Annotated in this window: 27 protein-coding genes and 2 tRNA genes; 14 read left to right on the plus strand and 15 right to left on the minus strand. The window is 53.1% G+C overall.

The window, feature by feature from the left end:
• Window positions 1-35: 35 nt before the first annotated feature.
• Both Q4E40_RS09765 and Q4E40_RS09770 read left to right on the plus strand, forming a co-directional pair.
• Window positions 36-1,544: an NADH-quinone oxidoreductase subunit N gene (locus Q4E40_RS09765; RefSeq protein ID WP_303411818.1), complete on the plus strand. Its 1,509-nt coding sequence runs from the start codon at window positions 36-38 to the stop codon at window positions 1,542-1,544.
• 16 nt (window positions 1,545-1,560) lie between these two features.
• The gene (locus Q4E40_RS09770; protein WP_303411819.1) at window positions 1,561-3,453 is read left to right on the plus strand and encodes an amidophosphoribosyltransferase; all 1,893 of its coding nucleotides are present in this window, start codon (window positions 1,561-1,563) and stop codon (window positions 3,451-3,453) included.
• 251 nt (window positions 3,454-3,704) lie between these two features.
• On the opposite strand, the gene Q4E40_RS09775 is transcribed toward Q4E40_RS09770, so the two are convergent.
• Window positions 3,705-3,905: a hypothetical protein gene (locus Q4E40_RS09775; protein WP_303411821.1), complete on the minus strand. Its 201-nt coding sequence runs from the start codon at window positions 3,903-3,905 to the stop codon at window positions 3,705-3,707.
• A 103-nt stretch (window positions 3,906-4,008) separates the two neighbouring features.
• Here Q4E40_RS09775 and Q4E40_RS09780 point away from each other — a divergent pair, with 103 nt between their 5' ends.
• Genes Q4E40_RS09780 through Q4E40_RS09790 form a run of 3 tightly spaced genes read left to right on the plus strand, consistent with a single transcriptional unit; the run spans window position 4,009 to window position 5,670 of the window.
• A complete protein-coding gene (locus Q4E40_RS09780) occupies window positions 4,009-4,464 on the plus strand; it encodes a GNAT family N-acetyltransferase (RefSeq protein WP_303411822.1) in 456 nt (151 codons plus the stop codon).
• A gap of 58 nt (window positions 4,465-4,522) precedes the next feature.
• Window positions 4,523-4,957 carry a carboxypeptidase-like regulatory domain-containing protein gene (locus Q4E40_RS09785; protein WP_303411824.1) on the plus strand — a complete coding sequence of 145 codons (435 nt, stop codon included), beginning with the start codon at window positions 4,523-4,525 and terminating at the stop codon, window positions 4,955-4,957.
• A 32-nt stretch (window positions 4,958-4,989) separates the two neighbouring features.
• Window positions 4,990-5,670, plus strand: coding sequence for a hypothetical protein (locus tag Q4E40_RS09790; RefSeq protein ID WP_303411825.1), 681 nt, complete (start codon window positions 4,990-4,992; stop codon window positions 5,668-5,670).
• Between the two features lie 69 nt (window positions 5,671-5,739).
• Here Q4E40_RS09790 and Q4E40_RS09795 read toward each other — a convergent pair whose 3' ends face one another.
• The 7 genes from Q4E40_RS09795 to Q4E40_RS09825 all read right to left on the minus strand — a co-directional run bounded on the left by Q4E40_RS09795 (window position 5,740) and on the right by Q4E40_RS09825 (window position 10,231).
• Window positions 5,740-6,018, minus strand: coding sequence for a hypothetical protein (locus tag Q4E40_RS09795; protein WP_303411827.1), 279 nt, complete (start codon window positions 6,016-6,018; stop codon window positions 5,740-5,742).
• 13 nt (window positions 6,019-6,031) lie between these two features.
• Window positions 6,032-6,775 (minus strand): hypothetical protein, encoded by a 744-nt coding sequence (locus Q4E40_RS09800; RefSeq protein WP_303411829.1) that lies wholly within the window; start codon window positions 6,773-6,775, stop codon window positions 6,032-6,034.
• Window positions 6,772-7,164 (minus strand): GntR family transcriptional regulator, encoded by a 393-nt coding sequence (locus tag Q4E40_RS09805; RefSeq protein WP_303411831.1) that lies wholly within the window; start codon window positions 7,162-7,164, stop codon window positions 6,772-6,774. Before Q4E40_RS09805 ends, Q4E40_RS09800 begins: the two co-directional genes overlap by 4 nt.
• Before the next feature lie 15 nt (window positions 7,165-7,179).
• Window positions 7,180-7,956: a hypothetical protein gene (locus tag Q4E40_RS09810; RefSeq protein WP_303411833.1), complete on the minus strand. Its 777-nt coding sequence runs from the start codon at window positions 7,954-7,956 to the stop codon at window positions 7,180-7,182.
• Entirely contained in the window at window positions 7,940-8,794 is an 855-nt protein-coding gene (locus tag Q4E40_RS09815) for an ABC transporter ATP-binding protein (protein WP_303411835.1), read from the minus strand. The genes Q4E40_RS09810 and Q4E40_RS09815 overlap by 17 nt, the downstream gene beginning before the upstream one ends.
• 219 nt (window positions 8,795-9,013) lie before the next feature.
• Entirely contained in the window at window positions 9,014-9,244 is a 231-nt protein-coding gene (locus Q4E40_RS09820) for a hypothetical protein (RefSeq protein WP_303411836.1), read from the minus strand.
• 30 nt (window positions 9,245-9,274) lie between these two features.
• Window positions 9,275-10,231 (minus strand): CvpA family protein, encoded by a 957-nt coding sequence (locus Q4E40_RS09825; RefSeq protein ID WP_303411837.1) that lies wholly within the window; start codon window positions 10,229-10,231, stop codon window positions 9,275-9,277.
• Between the two features lie 178 nt (window positions 10,232-10,409).
• Between Q4E40_RS09825 and glgX the strand changes: the two genes are divergently transcribed.
• Together glgX and Q4E40_RS09835 are read left to right on the plus strand one after the other, a co-directional pair.
• Entirely contained in the window at window positions 10,410-12,554 is a 2,145-nt protein-coding gene (gene glgX, locus Q4E40_RS09830) for a glycogen debranching protein GlgX (protein ID WP_303411838.1), read from the plus strand.
• 21 nt (window positions 12,555-12,575) lie between these two features.
• Entirely contained in the window at window positions 12,576-12,857 is a 282-nt protein-coding gene (locus Q4E40_RS09835; RefSeq protein WP_303411839.1) for a GNAT family N-acetyltransferase, read from the plus strand.
• Between the two features lie 67 nt (window positions 12,858-12,924).
• Here Q4E40_RS09835 and Q4E40_RS09840 read toward each other — a convergent pair whose 3' ends face one another.
• From Q4E40_RS09840 to Q4E40_RS09860, 5 genes are all read right to left on the minus strand, one after another.
• Window positions 12,925-13,206, minus strand: coding sequence for a hypothetical protein (locus Q4E40_RS09840; RefSeq protein ID WP_303411840.1), 282 nt, complete (start codon window positions 13,204-13,206; stop codon window positions 12,925-12,927).
• A gap of 209 nt (window positions 13,207-13,415) precedes the next feature.
• Window positions 13,416-13,949: a YceI family protein gene (locus tag Q4E40_RS09845; protein WP_303411841.1), complete on the minus strand. Its 534-nt coding sequence runs from the start codon at window positions 13,947-13,949 to the stop codon at window positions 13,416-13,418.
• A gap of 98 nt (window positions 13,950-14,047) precedes the next feature.
• On the minus strand, window positions 14,048-14,515 hold the full coding sequence (locus tag Q4E40_RS09850; protein WP_303411842.1) for an META domain-containing protein: 468 nt from the start codon (window positions 14,513-14,515) through the stop codon (window positions 14,048-14,050).
• 135 nt (window positions 14,516-14,650) lie between these two features.
• On the minus strand, window positions 14,651-15,532 hold the full coding sequence (locus tag Q4E40_RS09855) for a hypothetical protein (protein WP_303411843.1): 882 nt from the start codon (window positions 15,530-15,532) through the stop codon (window positions 14,651-14,653).
• A gap of 164 nt (window positions 15,533-15,696) precedes the next feature.
• Window positions 15,697-16,383, minus strand: a complete 687-nt coding sequence (locus Q4E40_RS09860; protein WP_303411844.1) for a VOC family protein — start codon at window positions 16,381-16,383, stop codon at window positions 15,697-15,699.
• Between the two features lie 194 nt (window positions 16,384-16,577).
• Between Q4E40_RS09860 and Q4E40_RS09865 the strand changes: the two genes are divergently transcribed.
• The 4 genes from Q4E40_RS09865 (at window position 16,578) to Q4E40_RS09880 (ending at window position 21,574) form a co-directional block, all read left to right on the plus strand.
• The gene (locus Q4E40_RS09865) at window positions 16,578-18,227 is read left to right on the plus strand and encodes a catalase (protein ID WP_303411845.1); all 1,650 of its coding nucleotides are present in this window, start codon (window positions 16,578-16,580) and stop codon (window positions 18,225-18,227) included.
• Between the two features lie 278 nt (window positions 18,228-18,505).
• Complete coding sequence (locus tag Q4E40_RS09870) at window positions 18,506-19,525, plus strand: DUF3667 domain-containing protein (protein WP_303411847.1); 1,020 nt, start codon at window positions 18,506-18,508, stop codon at window positions 19,523-19,525.
• Window positions 19,526-19,783: 258 nt separating this feature from the next.
• A complete protein-coding gene (gene rlmD, locus Q4E40_RS09875) occupies window positions 19,784-21,196 on the plus strand; it encodes a 23S rRNA (uracil(1939)-C(5))-methyltransferase RlmD (protein ID WP_303411848.1) in 1,413 nt (470 codons plus the stop codon).
• Between the two features lie 6 nt (window positions 21,197-21,202).
• The gene (locus Q4E40_RS09880) at window positions 21,203-21,574 is read left to right on the plus strand and encodes a hypothetical protein (RefSeq protein ID WP_303411849.1); all 372 of its coding nucleotides are present in this window, start codon (window positions 21,203-21,205) and stop codon (window positions 21,572-21,574) included.
• 181 nt (window positions 21,575-21,755) lie between these two features.
• Here the strand turns inward: Q4E40_RS09880 and thiL are convergent, their stop codons facing one another.
• The gene (gene thiL, locus Q4E40_RS09885; protein WP_303411850.1) at window positions 21,756-22,781 is read right to left on the minus strand and encodes a thiamine-phosphate kinase; all 1,026 of its coding nucleotides are present in this window, start codon (window positions 22,779-22,781) and stop codon (window positions 21,756-21,758) included.
• Between the two features lie 192 nt (window positions 22,782-22,973).
• Here thiL and Q4E40_RS09890 point away from each other — a divergent pair, with 192 nt between their 5' ends.
• Entirely contained in the window at window positions 22,974-23,783 is an 810-nt protein-coding gene (locus tag Q4E40_RS09890) for an SDR family oxidoreductase (RefSeq protein ID WP_303411852.1), read from the plus strand.
• A gap of 141 nt (window positions 23,784-23,924) precedes the next feature.
• On the opposite strand, the gene Q4E40_RS09895 is transcribed toward Q4E40_RS09890, so the two are convergent.
• Complete coding sequence (locus tag Q4E40_RS09895; RefSeq protein WP_303411853.1) at window positions 23,925-24,662, minus strand: SH3 domain-containing protein; 738 nt, start codon at window positions 24,660-24,662, stop codon at window positions 23,925-23,927.
• A gap of 69 nt (window positions 24,663-24,731) precedes the next feature.
• On the opposite strand from Q4E40_RS09895, the gene Q4E40_RS09900 reads away from it, so the two are divergent.
• Together Q4E40_RS09900 and Q4E40_RS09905 are read left to right on the plus strand one after the other, a co-directional pair.
• Window positions 24,732-24,804, plus strand: a tRNA-Lys gene (locus Q4E40_RS09900).
• A gap of 57 nt (window positions 24,805-24,861) precedes the next feature.
• Window positions 24,862-24,934: transfer RNA gene (locus Q4E40_RS09905), tRNA-Lys, on the plus strand.
• Window positions 24,935-24,938: the final 4 nt, after the last annotated feature.

Genomic DNA, 24,938 nt, shown 5'->3' on the forward strand with positions numbered 1-24,938 from the left:
TTCATCAGGAGCACTACTATACCTTATACCTACACGTGGAAGAACAGGCAGCACAACTCACCCAGGCCATCGACAGCATTTTAGCTGGAGCAGGCTCGCTGGTGCCCGAACTGCTGCTGGCCCTCTTTTTCCTGCTGCTGGTCACGCTCGATCTGTTCAAATCAAAAACAGTGAAGCGGCTGCTGCCCTGGGTGGCGCTCACCGGGCTGTTCTCGGTGATGGTGCTGCTGGTGCTGGACAGGCATGTGGCGGAAGTGCAGTTTTTGAATCTGTTGCGTTCCGATGGCATTGCCCGCTACGCAGGTATACTCTTCAGCCTGACAGGTATCTTTACCATCCTGCTCTCTCTGCAAAACCCGAAAATAGAAAAGCGCAAGCAGGGCGAAGGCCGGGGTGAGTATTATGCCCTGATCCTGATGCTGGTGCTGGGCCTCAACCTGATGGCCAAATCCGTGAACCTGCTGATGGTTTTCCTGGCGATCGAGGTCGTTTCCATTGCCTCCTACATCCTGACGCTTACCCTCAAAGAAGAAAAAAGAGCCGTGGAGGCGGGTCTGAAGTATGTGCTCTACGGCACACTGTCGGCCGGTGTGATGCTCTACGGTATGTCCTTTTTCTATGGCCTGACTGGCTCACTGGACTATACCCTGGTGTCGTTTTGGCGCAGTCTGCTCGATGCCAGTCCGTTGATGGTAACCGTAGCGGCTATATTGGTGTTTGCGGGTTTTCTGTTCAAAATATCAGCGGCTCCTTTTCACTTCTGGACGCCTGATGTATACCAGGGAGCACCGATGCCGATTGTGGCGCTTTTCTCCACCGGGCCCAAAATGGCAGGCATCATTGTGATCATGCGCTTCGTGGCCGCCTTCGCCGACCCAACCATCGCCAGCGCTTTCTCGGATGTGCAGCTCTTCTTAGGTATAGCGGCATTGGCTACGCTGGCCGTCGGCAACTTTACCGCGCTCTGGCAGCGCACTCCGCGTCGCCTGATGGCTTTCTCTTCGGTATCGCATGCGGGTTTTCTGCTGATGGCTCTGCTGGCTTTTGGCAGCGACTATACCGCGAGCGTGCTCTTTTATATGACGGTGCTGCTGTTCATGAACTTCGGCATGTTCCTGTTCCTGCAAATGGCCGAAGAAGACTGGCAGGTGCGCACGCTCGAAGATTTTCAGGGAATGGGCCCTCGTATACCTTTTGCCGGCATCATGGCGCTGCTCTTTCTGCTCTCGCTGACGGGGCTGCCGCCACTGGCCGGCTTCATGGGCAAGCTGCTCGTGTTTAGCAATGTGTGGGAGGCCTATACCGCCACCGGGCAGCCGATGCTTTTGGTCTTGCTCGTGGTGGGAATCCTGCTCACCGGGGTGGCTTTGTTCTACTATATCAAAATACCGTATCACCTTTTCCTGAAAAGGAATCAAACTGCCGAAAATTTAGTTATTTCACTGTCAAATAAGCTGCTGCTGGTTTTTTTCGCCCTGCCGCTGCTGGTCTTCTTTTTCAAACCGGACCTGCTGCTGCACTGGATAGAAAAACTGCTGGCCTAGATACTTTTACAACCCTATGAGCGATTCCATTAAGCACGAGTGCGGTATAGCCCTGATCAGGCTCCGAAAACCAATCGAATATTACGTTGAAAAGTATGGCACTCCCATGTACGGTGTCAACAAACTATACCTGCTGATGCAAAAACAGCACAACCGTGGCCAGGACGGAGCAGGGGTAGCCAGTATCAAGATAGATGCCGGTCCTGGTATGGAGTATATCAACCGCTTCCGTTCCGTGAAGACCCGCGCCATTGACAGCATTTTCGGGAAGATCGGCAAGGAGTTTAAAAAGCTGAAGGAAGAGGAGCCTGAAAAAGCACTGAACACAAACTGGGTATGGGAAAACCTGCCTTTCCTGGGAGATGTATACCTGGGCCACCTGCGCTACGGCACGCACGGCGGCAACAGTATAGACAACTGCCACCCGATGGTGCGCGAGAACAACTGGCGCAGCCGCAGCCTGGCCGTGGCCGGTAACTTCAACATGACCAACGTGGATGAGCAGTTCCAGAAACTGATCGAGTTGGGCCAGCATCCAAAGCAAAAGACTGATACCATTACGGTGCTTGAAAAGATAGGCCACTTCCTGGACGAGGAAAACCAGATGCTGTTCGAGTCTTACAAAGACGACTACTCCAATAAAGAAATCACTTCCCTGATTGAAGATAACCTGAGCCTGCAGCGTGTGCTCAAGCGTGCCTGCAAGGACTTTGACGGGGGCTATGCCATGGCAGGCCTGACCGGGTACGGTGCCTCTTTTGTGGTGCGTGACCCGAACGGCATCCGTCCGGCCTACTATTACATGGACGACGAAGTGGTGGTGGTAGCCTCCGAAAAACCGGCGATCAAGACCGCTTTCGACATTGAATACAGCGAGATCCAGGAAATCACGCCGGGCCATGCCCTGATCGTGGACAAAGCTGGCAACGCCGATCTGAAAGAGATCATTCCGCAGCTCGAGAAAAAATCCTGCAGCTTTGAGCGCATCTATTTCTCGAGAGGCAACGACCCGGAGATCTATGAAGAACGCAAGAACATGGGCCGCCGCCTGTGCCCGCAGATTCTGGAAGCCATTGACTACGACCTGAAAAATACGGTATTCTCCTACATCCCGAACACGGCGGAGTCGTCCTGGCTCGGTATGATGAAGGGGATTGAGGATTACCTGCGTGCCTACCGCAAACAAGCCATCCTGAACCAGGAGCTCAACGAAGAACAGCTTGACGAGATTCTGCAGTTTAAGCCGCGTGCCGAGAAGCTGGTGATCAAAGACGTGAAGCTGCGTACTTTCATCACCGACAACGACAGCCGCGACGACCTGGTAACGCACGTGTACGACACGACTTACGAGGTGGTGAAGAAAGGCATCGACACGCTGGTCGTGCTCGACGACTCCATTGTGCGCGGTACCACACTGGAGAAAAGTATCATCCGCATGCTCGACAAGCTGGAACCGAAGAAGATCATCATCGTGTCATGCGCCCCGCAGATCCGCTACCCGGACTGCTACGGCATCGATATGTCGCGGGTGAAGGAATTCGTGGCCTTCCGTGCCATGCTGGCTTTGCTGAAAGACCGTGGCCTATACTACAAAGTAGACGAGGTATACGACAAGATTCAAGCAGTGCAGGGCACGCCGGCGATCATGGAGACCAACTATGTAAAGGAGCTGTTCGACCTTTTCACGCATGACGAGATTTCTGCGAAAGTGTCAGAGATCGTGAAAGCGCCGGAGGTGAACGCTGAAGTGCAGGTGATTTACCAGCGCATCGAAGATCTGCACCTGGCCTGCCCGAACCACAGTGGCGACTGGTACTTTACCGGCAACTACCCAACGCCGGGCGGTACCCGTGTCGTGAACCGCGCCTTCATGAACTTCGTGGAAAACAAGGCCGTTCGCGCCTATTAACAGAGAGTCAATTTTATTTCAAAGGCCTGTTCTGTAAAAGGACGGGCCTTTTTGTTTTGCACATCCGCATAACGCGGGGAATAGGACAGCACCGGGCCAGGGTACAGTGGCAGACGCACTAGCGGTTGGTCACATAACCTCTGTTCTGCTTCTAGTCGCTAAAGCAGTGCATAGCTATATCTAGGCAGGGTGAAAGTGGGCAGCTTTTAAGCAGACTTAATTTTCGCTCACCAATTCCTCTATCTGATTGCTTATTTCGTCAAATCTGCGAAAGCCATAATAGCGAAGGCAACGGTGCCGCCATAAACGGCAAACTTGGTGATGGGGGAGGCGTTAGCCAGAAAGGCAGTGTGCTGGTTGTATTTGATGACGCCCATCAGCGTAAGAGACAGGTATAGGAAGAGCGCCAATGGGATGATGTTGAAAAGGATTTCAAAGATGTCACTTGCCATGGGTACTCCTGAGTTTTGATGGGTATGATGCAAATATAGGTATAAATGGCAGGCGAGCGTATCTTTGCCTGAAACAATAGCCAACATTAACCCCCTTACCTGCATGGCCCTCATCCAAATCTGCAAAGCCTTTCACGAACTGACCCCTGACGAACTCTACGACATGCTACGGCTCCGGAGCGAGGTGTTCGTGGTAGAGCAAAACTGTGTGTTCCCCGACATGGACGATAAGGACCAGTTGTGCCACCACATCCTGTTCTACAACGAGGACCGGGTACTGGTCGCTACCTCCCGGCTGGTTCCGGCAGGTATAGCTTACCCGGACATGATGTCGATTGGGCGGATCGTGACGAGCCAGTTGGTGCGTGGCACGGGGGTAGGCAAGGAACTGGTCGAGTTTTCGATCGGGGAATGCTTCCGGCTATTCGGAAAAGGGCCGATCCGGATCGGAGCACAGCTGTATGCAAAGGAGTTTTACGAACGCTTCGGCTTTGAGCAATCGAGTGAGGTATACGACGAGGACGGCATCGACCACATCAAAATGGAGAAGCAGGTATAGTGAGCAGTTGAGATAAGTGGTTTTTTATTATCTTGTTCTGGAATTAGTGCTGCTCTTCATGAAAACAAAACTCAGATACTTGTATGGACTAGGAATCCTGTCAATGCTGTTGCTGACCGGCTGCCTTGTAGAAGAGGACGACTACATCAGCAAATACTGCCCCGGCTCCTGCACCGAGGTGAGCGGGCGGGTGTTGGAGGCCAGTAACCGACAGCCCATACAGGGCGTGCAAGTGATGGCCAACTGGGATAACCGGAAGAGTTTTAAGGGGGGCATGGGCGGCACTGTGCGGAAAAAAGCTGTGGCCTATACTGACGAAAGCGGAAGCTATACCTTGCGTTTCCTGCTGCGCGATGATGAAATGCAGGAAGGCGAAATAGAGATATCGCCGCAAGGGAAGAACTGCGACCAGGCAACTTGCCGAATCTATACCTTGTACTGGGATGAACTGAAGCGCGATACGGCCTTTACGCACGATTTCCTGATCGATTAAAGCACCCGCCTTGGAGGCTATACCTGTCTAAGATGTCAGACCTTATGTATTATTCGCTATACCGCTACCTGCTCGTCTTTGCCTTTCTGGTATGCTTTTGTGCTGCAGCTCAGGCACAACGTACGCAACGCATAGGCCTGCAGTTAGGCTCCGCTTCCCCGATCGGCGACTTCAAGAAAGACCGATTCGAGGACGACTACCCGCCAATGGCCAGGAGAGGAGTGAACGTGCAAGGCACTTACCGGGTGGATGTAAAACCTTATCTGGCAGTGGGCGCCTCGGCAGGATTTCGCTTTCACCGCTTCGATATGGACGCCTTTGCGGCACCTGACGACGAACTGGCGCTGCGCCGGGTTGCCACCGGCTGGAAAAGTACTTATGCGCTGGCCGACCTACACCTGCAAACTCCTCCCGGCCAGTTGTACGGATTTGTGAAAGGCTCTTTGGGAACCGCCCGCAATAAATCACCTGAAGTGCAGGTCGATACGCCCTACGGCCCCATCCGCCGTAGTTCCGACACGACTCTGGCACTTGCGTATGGTATAGCCAGCGGCTTCACCATACAGAATGGACGGTTTCTGCTTACTGTAGACATCGGCCTGCTCGCCACCCAGCCTACCTTTGTTGTAACCAATGCACAGGGTGTGAAAAGCACTTTGAAGCAACCCATGCACACAATCAACTCCATGCTGGGCCTGAGCTATACCTTGTAAATGAACTACGCAAACAAAAAGTCCCGGGCTAAATTGCCCGGGACTTTTTGTTTGCGTAGAGTAAGCTGCTTATATCACCATCACTAGCCTTGCAAAGGCATCCATCAGTTGCAGCACCCTGCTCGTCAACGCCATTTTCTGTGCTGCTGCCGGCTCGGACACTTCCTTGAAAACCGCAGGGGTACCAAGCGCTTTGTGGTTGGCGACATCGCCAGACGCATGGCAGCCAGATGCATGGCTGTAGGAAACAGCAGCACACGGATTTTGCCTGGCAGCTTTGCTGTCGCTCCCCTGCGACAGGCTTATAATGAGCAGCCCTCCCAGCAGGAACAGCACTGTTTTTTTCATAGCAGGGCAGAATTTATTTGCGCAGAATGGCCAGGGCTTCACCGGAAAGCTCCACCTGTGCCTGCTCAGACAAGGTATACTGCAGCGCAGGTATAGCCACGTTTAGCAAGGTCAGGTGACTGCGGTTGCGAATATCCAGGTTGGCCTGCTGAATCTTATTGTCCGGATTGATGAGCAGTTTGGACCCACTTTCCGGGCTGGAGCCCGTCACGGCGTATAGGTACTGTATCTGATTTCCGTCCAGTTGTACCAGCACCCCGTTGTCAAGTTCCAGCCGGAGGCTATCCTGCTTAAATCCTTTCAGCGTTGTGTTCAGGTAGTTGGCTGCGTTCATGCGCTGCACGTTGGTCACCTGTTCGCCATTGGAGGTATGCGTCGCGTTGGCGCGCAGCGTCTTCAGCAGAGGGGTTTTGATGATGAGGTGTGGGGAGCCCCAGCCGCGCACGCCTTTTTGCGTGTCATGGGTAGTCACATCGATCTGCAGCGTTTTGTTTTCCTGGCTGATCTGCACCACTTCCTCGTTGCCCTTGTAGAGGTATACCGCATGCTGGTCGCCTGGCTCAAGCTGCACTTTGAGCATATCGCCGGCATGCACCTCCACCTCATCAAAGCCATTGAAATCCAGGGCGACGTAGTTGCGGTAAGGATCCTGGTAAGACCCTGTGTTGTACTCCGCCTTCAGGGCGATGTTGTAGGTGGCCAGTGCGCTTGCGAGCACCACTAGAGCGAAGAGTAAGAGTTTATTGCTGGTTTTCATGGTTTCTGCTCAATTTCTTGTTCGTAATTCTCTGTTTTGTATGCTTCGTAGCGCTTCTGAATCTCCTCCAGGCCGATTTCCAGCAAAAAAATGTTTCTGAAAAACGCCGGTAGGTCCTGCTGCAGAAAGCGCTCTTTGCGTTGCGCCTTTACTTTCTGCACAGCATCCGGCGTCACAAAAAAGCCGATGCCGCGCTTGTTGTAGATCACCTCCTGGTTCTGGAGCTGCTCATAGGTGCGCATCACCGTGTTGGGATTCACCTGGAAGGTAACCGCCAGGTCGCGCACCGAAGGTATTTTGTCTTCTGATGCCCACTTGCCCAGCAGGATCTGGTCGCACACGTGCGCCGCGATCTGCAGGTAAATGGGTTCGTTTTCTTTAAATTCCATAATGTTTCCTCCCCGCTATACCTGCTTTTCCTTTATTTTGAAATAGGCCGCAACCCAACTCACCAGTGCCAGCACGACCAGCAGCAACAGCATAAGCGACTCGTGCCCTTCGTAGGCGCCTACATCGAAGCGCTTGTCATTTTCCATAAAATAGGCCGAAGAGAAAGGAGTTGCCGAAGCCAGGTCGCGACCGAGCATGGCCTGCACCACCTGCTTGTTCAGGTTGTAAAGCAGCAGGATACCCACAAAGCCGGCAAAAGCGGTTTTGATAAAATGATTCTTGTTGAAGTAAGCCGAGCCTACCAGCATCAGGGCATTGAACAGCGCATAGAAGGTCAGCAGCACGTGCAGGGGCGGCTCAGAAGTAAGGATGTTGATTACTTCATGTTCAGGTCCCACACGCGGGTCGATGCTGAGCACAAGGTAGACGATCAGATAGAAGGAAGGGATGAACAGCAGCAGGTAGATGGGGAACGAGTACAGCCAGCCCACCAGGTATTTCTCCAGTTGCGAAGCGGGGAGGGTCAGGAAAGCAATCGCCTTCTTCTTATCGCCCAGCTGCGCAAATACGGTGCTCGAAAACACCATACCTGCCCCGATCAGAAAGAACAGGAAAAAGATGGACTGTTCAGTAGCTGGCATTGGGCTTACAGCCATATAACTGGCGGTGCCCATAACCAGGAACATGGCGCCGAGCAGCACACCCAGCGACAACAGGTAGGTTTTGTAGTGCTCCACCGTATGCTTGCGGAACAGCAGCGCAAAGCGGCTCAGGTTAAAGTGATTGTTCATAGTGAGGTCTTTGAAGGATTCCGGTAACAGATGTATTTCCACTGGTGATGGCGTTGAAGAGCAACTCCATGTCCACTTTGCTGTAGTTGCCCATCACGTTCGGCAGGATGGCCTGCTTGCCCCGCAGCGCGTCTTCGGCATAAAGGGCCTGGAGGGCTTCGGATTCAGGTATAGTGGTGAAGGTAAGGCGTTCGCTGATGGCATCCAGCGACTCGTTCAGTACGATCTCCCGGTTGTGCACCACCACCAGCGTATCGATCAGGCTGTCGAGGTCGCGTACCTGGTGGGTGGAGATGATGATGCAGCGGTTCTCGGTGAGGGCCGAGGCAATGATGCGGCGGAACTGTACCTTGGAAGGTATATCCAGGCCGTTGGTTGGCTCATCCATGATCAGCGCGCTGGTGTTGGTGGCCAGGCCGAAGGCGATGATGGCCTTCTTCTGCTGCCCGAACGACATCTTGCTGAACACGGCATGCGTTGGCACTTCAAACTCGGAGAGGTAGCGGTAAAAGGCGTCTTCGTCGAAAAAAGGATAGAAGGGCGCCGTGTTCGCCACAAACTGTTTGGCTGTGAGCGAAGGCATGTAGATTTCCTCGGGAATGAAATAGAGATTCTCCAGCATGGCCGGTTGCCGCTTGCAAGAGTCGAAACCGTTGACCTGGCAGCTGCCTTCCATCGGCGAAACAAGTCCGACCATGTTTTTGAGCAGCGTGGATTTCCCCGCGCCATTCTTGCCAAGCAGCCCGTAGATATGGCCCTCCTGCAGTTTCAGGTTCAGGTTCCGGAACAGCAGCGACTTGCGGCTATACCCGAAACTGAGGTTCTCGATCTCTATCATTTGTGTTTGTTTTAGTGTATTAGTAGAATAGTACACTACAAATGTAGATAGAGTTTTATCATTACCAAATTATTTTTAAAAAATATTCAGGTAACAGTATGTAAGCTTTGCACCAAGCACTTAGGTATAGCGCTATACCTGGGTATCAAAATAAGCTCAGGGGCATTTAGGGGAAAATAAAAGCGACTAAGAGGGATATGGTCTACAGATCAGGTAGGTCTATACCTGGAAAGAGGGATGCTTGGAAATGGCAAGGTATACCTGCTCTGCGTCCTGCTTTTCAAATACCTTCTGCGATGCCCCGAAGTCAAGCACGAGCTTGGCAGTTTGCTGTTCCGTCTCCGGTTTGAAATAAGCATAGCACAATTTGCCGAGATCCAGCAGGAAGACAACACGCGTAGCGCCTCTACCGAGTTCTATACTTAGAAAGTTGCTGTTATCGTGCTGCATGGCTATACCTTGGGTCTGCTTAGGTATACGTTAGTCCCTGAAATTCTGCGTGATCATCAAACCATGTTCCTCGCTTTGCAACACGCCTATACCCACCCGCCCGAAACGCAGGTGCAGGATGTTGGCCCGATGGCCCGGCGACTCCATCAACCCTTCGTGGGCAATGGTAACGGTGGGAGCCAGCGCCAGGTTCTCGCCGGCCGCCCTGAACGGGATATGGGCAGCCCGTATTCTGTCGGCAGCGCTGGCGCCCTCCGGCGAAACATGCGAAAAATAGCCGCGCGAGAACATGTCGGCCGCGTGGCTTCGGGCCACAGTCCGCAGAGCCGTGTCTGCCTGCAGCGGCTGCAGCCCCCTGGCAATGCGTTCCTCGTTCAAAAGCTCGAGCATGCGGGCCTCCATTGCCGGTTGTGGCTGGTAGTCATTAGTCTTGAAAGGCAACTCGATGAACTCCTCCGTCTGCGTTGCAATGGTGAGTTCGTTGAGGGTGCGCTCCGCCACCCGGTCAAACACCGAAGTCAGTTCCTCTTCTGCCAGGTGGGTATAGTCCCCAAACCTGCCTGCCAGGCTACTGCCCTGCACAAAGCTCTGAAAACGCTCCGGAAGTGGAAGCAGCAACAGCAGCACGGAAATGATGGCGATGGTGATGGTGCCGCTCAGCAGCCCCGGTAAAGTGCCAAGCGCTTTGTTCACGGGGTGGGTGTGCAGCTCATCTGAGAACTGATCCAGTATAAACGACCCGATGAACTGAATGAGCATGCTGGAGAGCACCGCGATGACAAAAAAGGAGATGGGCGGAATCCAGTACACGTTCCAGTCGGTGGCGCGGCTGAGCCAGTCGGCAAGCGAAGGGTAGAGCCGGAAGCTCAGCACCAGGCTTCCCACCCAGCGCACCAGGTCCAGCAGACTGAAGGCAAAACCGCGACGCCAGCCCATGTAGGCACTGAAGAGCACAAGCAGGATGAGGAGGATGTCAAGGGCGTTCATTCCGGCACTTTTTAGGAGTAGTACGAACTGGGATCACACAAAGATAAAAGCATCTGCGGCTCCTACCTTAGATGTTGGTGAAGATAAAACAAGGTATGGCGCGACTCTTTCCGGGCTTTCTGCGTAGACGAAGAAGTCTTGAAAAGACATCATCAGCTACCTAAGTTACAAATTCCATATGAATATTACCGTATACCCTGGCAACCCCTACCCGCTGGGTGCCACCTGGGATGGCGAAGGCGTGAACTTTGCCCTGTACGCCGACAATGCCACTGGCGTAGAACTCTGCCTCTTTAACACGATTGAAGACGAAAGCGAGTCGGTGAAGATAAAACTGACCGAGCGTACCCACCAGGTATGGCACGCTTACCTGCCCGAGATCAAACCCGGCCAGCTCTACGGCTACCGCGTGTACGGACCCTATGAGCCGTCCGATGGCCACCGTTTCAACCCGAACAAGCTTCTGATCGACCCATACGCCAAGGCTATTTCGGGCACGATCGATTGGCACGACTCCCTCTTCGGCTACGAAGTAGGCGGCCCTGAGGAAGACCTGAAGATGAGTACCCTCGACAGTGCTCCCTTTATACCTTTCAGTGTAGTGGTGGATCCGAATTATGACTGGGAAGGCGACAAAGCACCGAAGATTCCTTACCACAAGACCATCATTTACGAAGCCCACGTCAAAGGCCTGACTAAGCTGCACCCCGAGATTCCGGAGGAGATCCGCGGCACCTATGCGGCCATCGGGCACCCCGTTACCATCAAATACCTGCAGGAACTGGGCATCACGGCCATCGAATTGATGCCGGTGCACCACTTCATCACCGACCGGCACCTGGCCGACAATGGGCTCACGAATTACTGGGGCTATAACTCGATCGGGTTTTTTGCGCCGGATGTGCGCTACTCGAGCGGCGGTACGATGGGGGAGCAGGTGGTGGAGTTCAAAAACATGGTGAAGGCCCTGCACAAGGCAGGTATAGAAGTGATCATGGATGTGGTGTACAACCACACCGGCGAGGGCAACCACATGGGGCCCACGCTGTCGTTCCGGGGCGTTGACAACGCATCTTATTACCGCATGGTAGAGGACGACAAACGTTTTTACATGGACTACACCGGCACGGGCAACACCCTCAACGCCATGATGCCACCCGTGCTGCGCCTGATCATGGACAGCCTGCGCTACTGGATCCTGGAGATGCACGTAGATGGTTTCCGCTTCGATCTGGCCGCCACGCTGGCTCGCGAGCTGCACGAAGTGGACCGCCTGGGCTCTTTCTTCGACATCATTCACCAGGATCCGGTGATATCGCAGGTGAAGCTCATCGCCGAGCCCTGGGACATTGGGGAGGGCGGCTACCTGGTGGGCAAGTTTCCGCCGGGTTGGGCCGAGTGGAACGGCAAGTACCGCGACTGCATTCGCGACTACTGGCGCGGAGAAGGAGGCACCCTGGGAGAGTTTGCCGAGCGCTTTACGGGTAGCTCCGACCTGTACCGCGACGACTTTCGCCGTCCAACGGCCAGCATCAACTTCATCACGGCCCACGACGGCTTCACGCTGCACGACCTAGTGTCCTACAACGAGAAGCACAACGAGGCCAACGGCGAGGACAACAACGACGGGGAGAGCCACAACCGCTCCTGGAACTGCGGTGCCGAAGGGCCAACCAGGGAGCAGAAGATCATTGATTTACGCAACAGGCAGAAGCGCAACTTCCTCACCACGTTGTTTTTGTCGCAGGGGGTCCCCATGCTCGTGGCCGGCGACGAGATTAGCCGGACGCAGCAGGGCAACAACAACGCCTACTGCCAGGACAACGAGATATCCTGGATCAACTGGCTTAGCCTCGACAAAGAGCTGCTTGCCTTTACACAGCAGCTGATCGAACTGCGCCGCAGCCACCCGGTGTTCTGCCGCCGTCGTTGGTTTCAGGGCCGGCCTATCAAAGGGGTGGGCGTAGAGGATATAGCCTGGTTTCAACCGGATGGATCGGAGATGACGGAAGAACGCTGGAATCTCGACCATGCCATGTCGTTGGGCGTGTTCCTGAATGGACGTGGTCTGCACTCGGTTGGTCCCAAAGGCGAGCAGATCGTAGACGATAGCTTTTACCTGATCTTCAACGCCCACCACAAAGACGTGGACTATACCATTCCCGAAGCCAGGTATGGCGCGAGTTGGGTCAAGATACTGGACACGAGCAACAGTGAGATCAAAAATGACGGACCTACTGTGCAAGCCGGTGAGAACATACGGATCGGAAGCCGCTCCATTGTACTGCTGCATCATCCGACAGGGCAATTGGTGACGGCATAATATCAACTAAAGCAAACAACCATGGAACTGAACATCAAACACGACAAAGAATACCAGCAGTTTACAGCACGCCTGGGCGAAGAAGACGCTGAACTGGCCTATGCCACTCCCTCTGAAGAGGTGATGGATTTTACGCATACCTATGTGCCGGAGTCGGCGCGGGGCAAGGGCGTGGCAAACAAACTGATAGAGGAAGGCCTGTGCTATGCAGAGGAGAACGGGAAAAAAGTGGTCGCTACCTGCCCGGTGGTAAAGAAATTTATCGACAGAAACTCAAACTATCAAAAGCTGCTGCAGCAGTAGCCTGCACCCGAAAAAGAATGAAAGGTATACCTGTCCGTCAAGGGGAAGGGTATACCTTTTATTTTTGTCAGGACTTGTAGCGTGCTATGTAGGCAATGGCCGAGAGAACGAGTGGGTGCTTGGCCTGCATCTTCTCTATGAGTTGCTCCATCACCAGGTAGTCGCTCACCGAGGTGCTGATCTCACCGCAGAGCAGCAGGTACTTATACCGGATGACGCTGATGTAGCACTTATCATCGTTATGAAGCATAAAGTTACAGATGTTCAGGTATAGCTCCTGAGCCGCTTTATCGCTTAGTTCGATGTTCAAGGTATCTTTAATTGCTTTTCTGGCGCTTTTCTTTTGCATAATAGTAGGAGGTGTCATGCAAACAGGCATGCTGAGGTATGGGCGGCCGTACAGCCGGGTAAAGCAGAGCAAGTTTTACCGGAAGGAAATACCGGTAGAGGCGCTTGCCAGCGGTTGGTGGGCAAAGCGAACGGGAGTATGCTGCTAGGGTATAGGGTGATTTGATAGCTGCGCCAGCCGGGGCGCCAGAGGCTGGCGCAGCTATCCTGTTACTGTTTCACGAGTTGTATTTCGCAGTGAAGGCGTATTTCGTCGCTCACCACCACGCTGCCGGCTTCGGTTACGGCATCCCAGTTAAGGCCGAATTCTTTTCGTTTGATCTTGCCCTCCACACTGAAACCTGCCTTGGTCTGGCCGTAAGGGTCCACCACAGTGCCGTGGTATTCCACATCGAGCGTAATGGGTCGCGTGGTGCCGCGGATGGTCAGGTCTCCTTGTAGCTTCTCGAAACCCGGTTTCAGCTCTTCGTAGTTTTTGCCTTCAAAGTGCACCTGCCCGTGATTATCGGCATCAAAGAAATCAGCAGACTTCAGGTGCGTGTCGCGCTGCTCGTTGTTGGTGCTGATGGAGTTGACATCGGCTGTGAACACGATCTTTTTGGTACTGTGAAAATCCTCACCGTCGGTCTCAACCTCCACATTGAAATTCTCGAAATAGCCGGTCACCGTCGTGATCATGAGGTGACGGACCTTGAACTGCACTTCGCTGTGCGTGGGATCTACGATCCATTTAGTTGTTGCCATAGGTATACGTGTTTTAGCTGCTCAATAAATTCGTTACTGTTGGTGCCTTTAGCATACTGCTTACATGCTAATATGGTTATAATCTGATAGTTATTCTCTCATCGCACTTCCGGCATGTTGGGCTCTGAACTTGTCCTGAAAGTGGCTACGGCTGTTTTTTGGTGGAAGAGCGTGAGCACATCGCCCGCGATCTCATACGAGTCGACCTTTTTGAGCACGGCCATCAGCAGGTTTTCCTGCTCTATGATCGGGCACATGGCCCGGGTAGTAGCCAGGTTGGTGAGCTGCAGGGAACCGTCAGTCAGGCTATACCTGCCCGTCAGGCGGTTGCAGCCAGTGAAGCCTGTCAGCTCATTATTATCGGACTCGAAGCGAATGTAGGCGGTTTGGTTTTCGGGGTTATCCTCAAACTGCTGGTCCTGCAGGGAAAGCAGAATCCAGTAAGAACTTTGCAGTTCTGTGTCTCCCTCAACGCCGTAACGTCTGTTTTTTTTTTCGCTGAGGTTACAGGCAGTCAGGCTCACGAAAAGCAGCAAAAGCCAGCTGGAGCGTAATATTTTTTCCATAGTGTCTTGTTAAAGGGTTTGCGCTATACCTGTGCTTTGTCCGGGTATGGAACTGCATACGCATCAGCGCCAAATAGGGTAGATTGGAAGGGTAAAGCAGGAAGTCCACCGAGATAGTGGACTTCGCTTTCGCTTTTACTTTTGATGCCCGCGAACCCCTGGACCATAATTGGTGATGGGGGAACTGGCCGAGTAGTCAGGGCCCGATGGATAGCCATAACCTCTCGGACTGCGGCTTGGAGAGTCATCGTGGCCGGAGCGGCTTTGTCTGGCCATGCGATTTGCCTCGTGGTGGTCGCTACGCTGCTCGCGGTTGCTGTTGCGGTGCTCGTAGCTGCTGCCATACTGTCGGCCGTAGTCATTGTCGCTGCTGCTGCGGGTGTGTTCCCCACGGTCGTAGTAGCTGTCGTCCAGGTTTTCAGGATTGTCAATGGTCCTGCGTCCGTCCTGCCGGCCGTGTGCGTAGTTGTAGCGCTCATCCGTTCCGTACTGGTCGAAGCGGCGGCCGTGGCCGGTCTGGCGGTAGCTGTTCTCCTGGCGCGCGTAGCGGCGGTTGGCATGGTCAACGTCGCTCTCTCTACGCCAGTCCGTGTCGCGGTCACGTTCGTAGCCTCCCTGGCGCTGGTTGTTCATGTAGGGGTTCGGGTCGCCGTAGCGGTAATGGTCGCCTTGGGAGCTGGCAGAGCCGTAGTTGTAGTTGTCTCGGTCCCTGCCGCTTTGGGATCTGCCGCTGCCCCACTCGTTCTGGTGCATTTGGCCTTGAGTATGGCGGTCGTCCTGATCGCGTTGGCTGCGCCAGCTGCTGGCACCGTATCCGCCGCCCGGTCCGGAAGAAGAGCCACCGTAGTTGCGGCCCTGGCTGCTCACGTTGCGGTACGCTTGGCCTTGGTCGGGCATGCCGTAGTAATTGCCTCTGTTTTCGTAGCGGCTTTGGTAGTTCGATAAATTGTCACTGTCACCGGAGCGGCTGCCACGGTTACGGTAGTCGCTGTCGTAATTTCTTTCGTTGTGTCTCATAGTTTTTTCTGTTTTGGGTTGGTATACCTTATGCCTTATAAACGGGCTTTGGCCCGCAGTGTTTGCAATGCTTATCAACAGTGCTGCTATACCTTATACCTGCGCTTGCTGCTACACACGCACTTATCGGCTTGGTGAGGCGGATTCTGCGAATGGAGCCGCTGCTATACCTTCGTTGCTGTTCGCACAGCTTCAATCACAAAGAGACCCTGATTTAACTGTCCCGCCACCGGGGCCTGTACCCGCACGCGTGTAGGCAAAGCCACAGCGGGGTTCTGAGTGGGAAACCAGGGCCTTTGCTCCTGCACCACGATAAAGAGGCCCTCCGCGTCCCCCACAGCCTCAAACAGGGCATTGGCCGACTTCCAGCGGGGTAGCTTCAGTTTTTCTCGAAGCTCCTGGGCAAATCCCGCCACATCTTTTACCGGCAGTCCCACCTCGGCTATACCTAGCAGTTGCGTTGGTCCGAACGGGATGTGGCCGGCAGGGGTAGCGCTATGCGCGATGAACTCGAGCAGGTTAAAGGCCGGGTCGTAGAAATAGAGCGCCTTCGCCTGCCAGGTTTCGTGCACGACTACCGGAGAGTCCGCCCCGGGAGCGTACAGAAAAGCCACCCGTTCCTGCAGCCAGGCGGCAGCTTCTGCCAGTTGGTTGCCTGGCACATGGAACGCCAGGTGATAGCCCCCTTTCTGTGAGTCCCCGGCAGTCCGGAATGTCAAGGTGCTATACCCTGCCCGCACGTTGAACGATCCTTCATCTTCTGACAACAGGGGTAAACCGAGCAATTCCGTGTAAAATAGTTGGAGCGCTTCGGGCTGGCTGGCTTGCAGCTCAACTGAGGAGATTTTCATCGGACTGGTTCATAAGATAACAGTAATACGAGGTATACGAGGGCTAAGTGGACTTAGACGGTGCCTCTGACAAAACGGCGCTTAAGTGGTTGATGTGGAGGCAATAGCCGTGGTTTTAACGGGAGTTCATCAACCCTTCTGTATTGGTTCCGTTAAATACTATCTGGAAATCTATCAAAAAAAAGTAGCGAGTCATGAAGAAAAATGAAAGTACGAAAGGCAATGGCCAGGATAAGTCAAAATACGCCAAAGCCGATAAACCCCGCAATGCCAGCAAAGGCAACACCCTCACCACACGACAAGGGCACCCTGTCACCGACAACCAGAACATCAGAACACTTGGCAGCAGCGGCCCGGCTACCATGGAGAACTATCACTTCATAGAAAAGATATCGCACTTTGACCGGGAGCGCGTGCCGGAGCGCGTGGTGCACGCCCGTGGCGCCGGTGCCCATGGTGTATTTCAGGCTTACGGCACAGTAGGCAATGACCCGATCGAAAAGTTTACCCGCGCCAAGGTATTTAAGAAAGGGAAGGAGACTCCCACTTTCGTGCGTTTCTCTACGGTAGGCCATGGCACGCACTCTCCCGAAACCCTACGTGACCCGCGTGGCTTTGCCGTGAAGTTCTATACCGAAGACGGCAACTGGGACCTGGTGGGCAACAACCTCAAGATCTTCTTTATCCGCGATGCGATGAAATTTCCTGACCTGATCCACTCGCAGAAGCCAGATCCGGTGACCAACATCCAAAGTGCCGAGCGAATCTTCGACTTCTTCTCCGGCTCTCCGGAGGCCACGCATATGGTCACTTTCCTGTACTCGCCCTGGGGTATACCTGCCAACTACCGACAGATGCAAGGCTCGGGCGTGAATACCTACAAGTGGGTGAATAAAGATGGCGAGGCGATGCTGGTGAAGTACCATTGGGAGCCATTACAGGGCATTCGCAACCTGACGCAGAAAGAAGCGCAGGAGGTGCAGGGCAAGAACTTCAACCACGCCACCCAGGATCTGTATGAGGCCATTGAGCGCGGCGATTTCCCGGAGTGGGAGTTGAACGTGCAGCTCATGAGCGACGATGAACATCCGGAACTGGACTTCGATCCGCTGGATGACACCAAGCTGTGGCCGAAAGAGCAGTTTCCGTGGTACCCGGTGGGCAAAATGACCCTGAACCGCAATCCGGTGGATTACTTCAATGAGGTGGAACTGGCCGCTTTCGGTACCGGTGTGCTGGTGGACGGCCTGGATTTCTCTGATGACAAGATGCTGCAGGGCCGTACCTTCTCGTACTCCGACACGCAACGCTACCGCATTGGCGCCAACTACCTGCAGTTGCCCATCAACGCACCCAAGGTGCACGTGGCCACCAACCAGCGCGGCGGACAAATGGCCTACGATACCGACTTTGCCGAAGGACAAAACATCCATGTAAACTACGAGCCGTCCATACTCGGCGGATTGAGCGAGGCGCCGAAGCCGTCAAAAGAGTATACTCCGCGCTACGAAGCCAACCTGGTGCGCCAGCCGATCGAGCGGGCCAATCCGTTTAAGCAGGCCGGTGAAACGTTCCGAAACTTTGAGGACTGGGAGCGCGAGGAGCTGATCAACAACCTGGGCAACGACTTGGCCAAATGCGACCCCCGTATTCAGGAAAGAATGCTGGATCATTTCATGCAGGCCGATGAAGACTATGGACGCCTGGTGCGCGAGCGCATCGAGCAGGTGACGCAGCAGATGAAGAAAATGGACAAAGGTATGGATGGCCCAATGGGAAATGTGACCGGAGAGGAAGGCGTGGAAGACGCGAAAAGCAGATCGCACGAGTCCAGGCCGTATTAAATTACAGCGAAGCGAAGAATAACGTTAGCGTATCAAGAATAGCTCAAAAGCCGTGACCAGTTAAACAGAAACTGGTCACGGCTTTTTATTTCAAGGAAGCCGGCAATGCATACCTATGCTCCAGGCAAAATTCCTGCCTGGTATCGTGCCTGCTCCTGTAACGGGTTCCGGCATGCGCCTATACCTTGTTTGTATCGTTCAAACTATATATTTATAGGGAGGTATGAAAAAATGAAGATACGATTGCTAATTTAGAGCGATTTTAGACCAAAGCCAGTATGAAAAAACATTACCGCGTGGACCAGAACTGCCTCAATTGCGGGGTTACTGTAACAGATAAATTTTGCCCGAACTGTGGCCAGGAAAACCTGGAACTGCGCGAGGATTTCCTGCATCTGGTGCTCCATAGCGTCGGCCATTACTTCCACTTCGAGTCTAAATTTTTTAACAGCCTGGTGCCGCTCTTCACAAAGCCGGGTTACCTTACCAAGGAGTATTTTGCCGGCAGGCGCGCGTCGCACCTTAACCCGATCAGCTTGTACATTTTTATCAGTATCCTCTTCTTCTTTCTTTTCACGCTTAATTCTAACAGCAAGAAAAAGGACATTATAAAAGAGCAGGCTGCAGAAGAGAACACGATTACCAAAGCAGAGGCCGAACAACTAAAAACCGTGGTAGGCAATGCCATATCTCAAAAAGCAGGAGAACAAACCTACGCCATGCTCGGCCAGGCGCAGGCTATTTCAGACGCTGCCGGCAAGCCGAGGGAGGCCGCTGTACCTGCAAAGCCTGGCGGCACAGGCGAAGATGATAGTATGAATATAACTGTTTTTGGGAGCAAGGATAATGTGGTGTCCAACTCGTTGCAGACCAAAATCAGGACGGTGATGGATGATGACCTGAAGCGGGAGCTTTTCAAGAACAAGCTGGTCAGCCACCTGCCCAAAATGATGTTTATCCTGCTGCCCCTGTTTGCTCTCATCCTGAAGCTGGTGAGTTACAGGTCGAAGAAATACTACGTAGAGCACCTGATCTACTCCATTCACGTGCACTCGTTCCTGTTCCTGTTTGGCGCTGTCCTTATCGTTCTAGACTGGATACTGCCTTTCTTTTCGGACTGGATTGAGTTATTCGGGCTTGTGGTCATATTTTGGTACATCTATCGGTCAATGCGCAACATTTACCGGAGCTCGCGTTGGCGCACGATCTACAAATTTTTCCTGTTAGCGTTTGCCTACAGTTTCCTGATGCTGCTCAGCGGCACTATTGTGGCGCTTGCTACCCTGTATACAATGTAGGCCGTTGCTGCTGCTAGCATAAGAAGTTAAGAGAAGCAGCGGCGATGCTGGAAAGCATGCTTCACAGACAGGAGGGCACAATGCCAGAAATGAAAGCATAGAAAAGATGATTGCGAAAGAAAGGCAGCTACGAAGTAAAGCCTTATAGAAAGTATGCATGCAGCATTACAGCATCAAGTACAGCTAACGAAATGCCTGTGTTGACAAAAATCCCACAACCTCATCTGTCTGCTAATTTTTAGTTAATTTTGCAGTACTGTGAGAAAGCAAAAGAAGAAGATCAATTTCGAGATACTCGAAAACATACGAATAGAGGAGATGGTGGCCGAAGGCAAATGCCTCGCCCGTCACGAGAACATGGTGGTTTTTGTCGGTGGTGTGGCCCCCGGCGATGTGGTGGACCTGCGCATAACCCGCAAAAAGAAGAGCTTTATGGAGGCGGAGGCGGTGCGTTTCCATGCGTACTCCGATGTGCGCGTGCAGCCTTTCTGTGAGCATTTTGGCACTTGCGGTGGTTGCAAATGGCAGCACATCGGCTACGATACGCAGCTGTTCTACAAGCAGAAGCAGGTACAGGATAACCTGGAGCGGATCGGGAAAGTGGCGCTTCCGCCCTTCGACCCCATTCTGGGTTCTGCCAAAGACAAGTTCTACCGCAACAAACTGGAGTTCACCTTCTCCAACTACGGCTGGCTGACCAACGAGCAGATCAAGTCAGGGGAGGAGCACGAGCGCCGGGCGCTGGGTTTCCACATGCCGGGCCGCTTCGACAAGATACTCGACATCCGGAACTGTTACCTGCAGCCGGAGCCGTCTAACAGCATCCGGCTGGCCGTACGCGACTATGCGCGTGCCAACAACCTGGTGTTTTTTGACAAGCTCCGCATGACGGGCTGGCTGCGTAACCTCATCGTCCGGACAGCCAATACCGGCGAGCTGATGGTGATCCTGCAGGTATACCACGACGACCAGGAAGCCCTGACAGGTATAATGGATCATCTGGCGGCAGAATTCCCCGAGATCACTTCGTTGCAGTATGTGGTGAACGGCAAAGGCAACGAGACTTTCCACGACTTGCCGGTGATTTGCTACAAAGGCCTGCCCTACATCCACGAGGAAATGGAAGGTATACGCTTCCGGGTGGGGGCAAAGTCTTTCTATCAAACCAATGCAGACCAGGCCTACGAGCTCTATAAACTGACCCGCGAATTTGCGGGCCTGACCGGAAACGAACTGGTATACGACCTCTATACCGGAGCCGGTACCATTGCCAACTTTGTAGCCCGTCAGTGCCGCGAAGTGATAGGTATAGAGTATGTGCCGAGCGCCATCGAAGATGCCAAGATCAACTCCCAGATAAACGATATCACGAACACCACTTTCTATGCCGGTGATATGAAAGATATTTTGTCGGATGAGCTGATCGAGCGGCATGGCAGGCCGGATGTGGTGATCACAGACCCGCCACGTGCCGGCATGGATGAGAAGGTAGTGGCTAAACTGCTGCAGGTGCATGCGAATCGCATTGTGTATGTGAGCTGCAACCCTGCCACGCAAGCCCGTGACCTGGAGCTACTTTCCGAAAAATACAATGTAACGCGTGTGCAGCCGGTGGATATGTTCCCACAGACCCATCACGTAGAAAATATTGTTCTGTTAACAGCTAAATAAAAGCGAATGGAAAACGATCCTGAACTGAACGGTAAATACCTGGGCACCATCTCCAGAGATTTCGTGGTGGTGGCCGAGACCCTGCGTGAGGCATCTTATCAGGTGCGTAAGCGCAATATTTCCAAGTATCCGATCTTCGTTTTTGCCCGGACGGAGGTGCCTGTCGGCTCACTGTTCCTGGCCAAAGAAGAACTGGCGCTGGAGTGGAATATCAACGCTTCTTACCTGGAGGATTTCGTCAAGCACAGACTCGTAGACGAAGAAAGAGTAGCTGATTTCGCAGCGGCCTATAAAGACCCGGACGAGTTTTGCTGCCTCTTTGTAGTAGACGGCGAGAACTTCACCAACTTCGTGTTTATACCTTATCCGGAGGATTAAATTTGCGTTGCAAATTTCGTATCAGGACACACGTACCAGATAGCACGACGTAGGTGTGTTCCTGATGTTTATAAACATAATGGAATTGATCTGCAGCAGGAGTAGTTCATACCCAACAAAAAAGGAAAGCCAATCAGCTTTCCTTTTTTGTTTTCAAAGTCACGATACGTGATACGCAGATCTAAAAATGCTGCCAGCCCTGTGCCTGCAGCGGGAAGGATTGCCCGTGTTTGTTGGCCATGTTGATGCCTTCGCTCTTGTCGGTGATCTTGCCGATGATGCTGATGTCGGGGTGATTTTTTACTTTATCGTAGTCGGATAGCGGTACGGTGAACAGGAGCTCGTAGTCTTCGCCACCGTTCAGGATGCAGGTGATCGGGTCGAGCTTGAATTCCATGGCTGCCTCCAGTGTCTGCTCATCTACGGGCAGGTTGTCTTTGTAGATGGTGGCACCCACTCCGGACTGCGCACAGATATGGAACAGCTCAGAGGCCAGCCCGTCCGACACGTCGATCATGGCAGTTGGTTTGATGTCGCGCTCCTTCATGTCGTGGATCACGTCCATGCGTGCCTCCGGGCGCAGCTGGCGGCCCACAATGTATTGCTTGTCTTCGAGCTGCGGTTGCATTTCCGGATCGGCCATAAAAGCCTGCTTCTCACGCTCCAGTATCTGAAGACCGAGATAGGCAGCGCCCAGGTCGCCGGTCACGCAGATCAGGTCGTTCTCTTTGGCGCCGTTGCGCAGTACCGCTTCGCCTTTGGCTACTTCGCCGATCGCCGTGATGCTGATCACCAGGCCGGTGCGGGAAGAAGTGGTGTCGCCGCCCACCAGGTCCACGTTGTAATTTTCGCAGGCCAGGCGCATCCCCTCATACAGTTCCTCCACGGCTTCAACGGTGTACTTGGCACCCAGCGCGATGTTCACCGTGATCTGAGTAGGCTTGGCAAACATGGCCGCAATATCCGACACGTTCACGGCCACGGCTTTGTAGCCCAGGTGCTTCAGCGGGCAGAAGGTGAGGTCGAAGTGCACACCCTCCAACAGCATGTCACTCGTTACCACGATCTGCTTTTCGCCCGGCTCCAGAATGGCCGCATCGTCGCCGATTCCTTTGATGGTGGAGGGTTGGCGCAGCTCTATTTTTTCCTTTAGTCGCTTGATGAGGCCAAACTCGCCTACTTCGCTTAATGGGGTATAGTTACTCATCTTGTCTCTGCTTTATACCTGCAAAGGTACGCAAATTCTAAGGTATAGGCGTAATCCGCCCCTGGCAGAATTCCTAAACGATATTTACCGCAGAAGTAGTAGTTTTGTATCTGATTCCTGTACAGTGCGGGAAAGTAGTTAACAAGCTGTCTGCTAAGTAAAGTGGACAAGGTATACGCTGATTTGACAAAGATGAAAAATAAGGTAGTGCTCGTGACGGGCGGCACATCAGGTATAGGCAAGGCGCTGGTATTTGCTTTCGGGAAAGCAGGAGCGAAGGTATCCTACTCGGGTCGTAACCAACAGAACCTCGACCAGACCGCGCAGGAACTGGCGGCAGCAGGTATAGACAACCTGGCCATCAACGCGGATGTGAGCGTAGAGGCTGACTGCGAGCGCATGGTGGCAGAAACCGTGAGCAGGTATGGCCGACTGGACATTCTCATCAATAATGCAGGCATCTCGATGCGGGCCCTTTTCAAAGACCTGGACCTGGATGTATTGCGCAAGGTAATGGATATCAACTTCTGGGGTACTGTCTACAGTACCAAGTTTGCACTGCCTTACATACAAGCGGCCAAAGGTTCTGTCATCGGTATTTCCTCCATTGCCGGTTACCGTGGCTTGCCTGCCCGCACCGGTTACTCCGCGTCTAAGTTTGCCATGCACGGCTTCCTGGAAACACTGCGCACCGAGTTGCTGAACTCCGGCGTGCATGTGCTGATCGCCTGTCCGGGTTTCACAGCCTCCAACATCCGCAACACGGCCCTCGCCGCCGACGGGCAGCAGCAGGGCGAAACCCCGCGCGACGAACAGAAGATGATGAGTGCCGAAGAAGTGGCCGACCGCATCCTGCAAGCTACAATTAAACGCAAGCGTGACCTCGTGATGACGACCCAAGGCAAAATGGCGGTATGGGTGAACAAACTCTTCCCTAGCCTGGCCGATAAGTTGGTCTACAATGTAATGGCCAAGGAGAAGGATTCGCCGCTGAAGAAGTAGCTTGTTCTGACAAAGAATGCTTTAACTAAGGACTTTCAATAAGTCTAAAAATATAAAAGAGAGGCTTGCGGGCTTCTCTTTTTGTTGCTATCGGTTACAAAGGTTCTTTACCAAACCGTCCTTTTTCATGCATCACAAGAACTAAGGCAACTCCAGCAGATTGTGCTTCCGCACGTAAGCTTTCTCGCCTTTCCAGCGGATTTCGTACCAGATATCCTGCTCACCTGTAATGGGTACCTTATGCCCCTGTGACACAGTGGCCAACCAGGTGGCGCCAGCCGATGGCGCTGACATGATGGCCACCTGATCGTTACGGATGATGCCCGCGTCGCCCAGGTTGAGGAAGTTGATGTAGTACAGGATGAAGAGCAGGTATAGCACAAAGCCTACCTTGAATGTCTGGCTGAACCGATGCCCTTTGCGCCAGCTCACGAACATGACTGTCACGGTCACGACGGCCACCAGCAACATCAACTCCAGAATGCGCATATAATGTTTGCTGAACTGGGTCTTGAAGAATTGCAGGTCATTGTACTCATAGCCGCTCAGGCGATGCGTTTGTCCAAGTTCCTCCATCTTCTTCAGCACTGAACGGCTGGGTTGTTTTTTATAGAAGAGATGCAGGTAGTACATGGCCACGGTATAGTCGCGCGCACTCTCTTTGATGTAGGCCATTTTGAGGAGCATCTGCGGCGTGTATACCTGCTGGTGCTGCAGCAGCGAATCGTAGAGCGTGAAAGCTTCGGTGTACTGCAGGTTGTTGAAGAGTGAATCAGCCTGAAAAAGTGCTCGATTATCTGTCTGACTATAAACTGGTTCGGTGTTCAGCGCCAAAAAAAGGAGCAAAAAACCAGAGATTTTGAACCAAAGATTTTGCATTTAAACAGATAGCTATTACTTTTGCAACGCAATTAAGGGAAACGTCCCTGAGAATGCAAGTTAGTAAAAGATTCTGTAGCTCAGCTGGTAGAGCAATACACTTTTAATGTATGGGTCCTGGGTTCGAATCCCAGCGGGATCACAAATGCAAGCGCTTTGTTTCGATAGAGCGCTTTTTTAACTACTAACAAACAGTACCGATTCTGTAGCTCAGCTGGTAGAGCAATACACTTTTAATGTATGGGTCCTGGGTTCGAATCCCAGCGGGATCACAAA

Source organism: Pontibacter coccineus (genome assembly GCF_030546575.1).
GTDB lineage: Bacteria > Bacteroidota > Bacteroidia > Cytophagales > Hymenobacteraceae > Pontibacter > Pontibacter coccineus.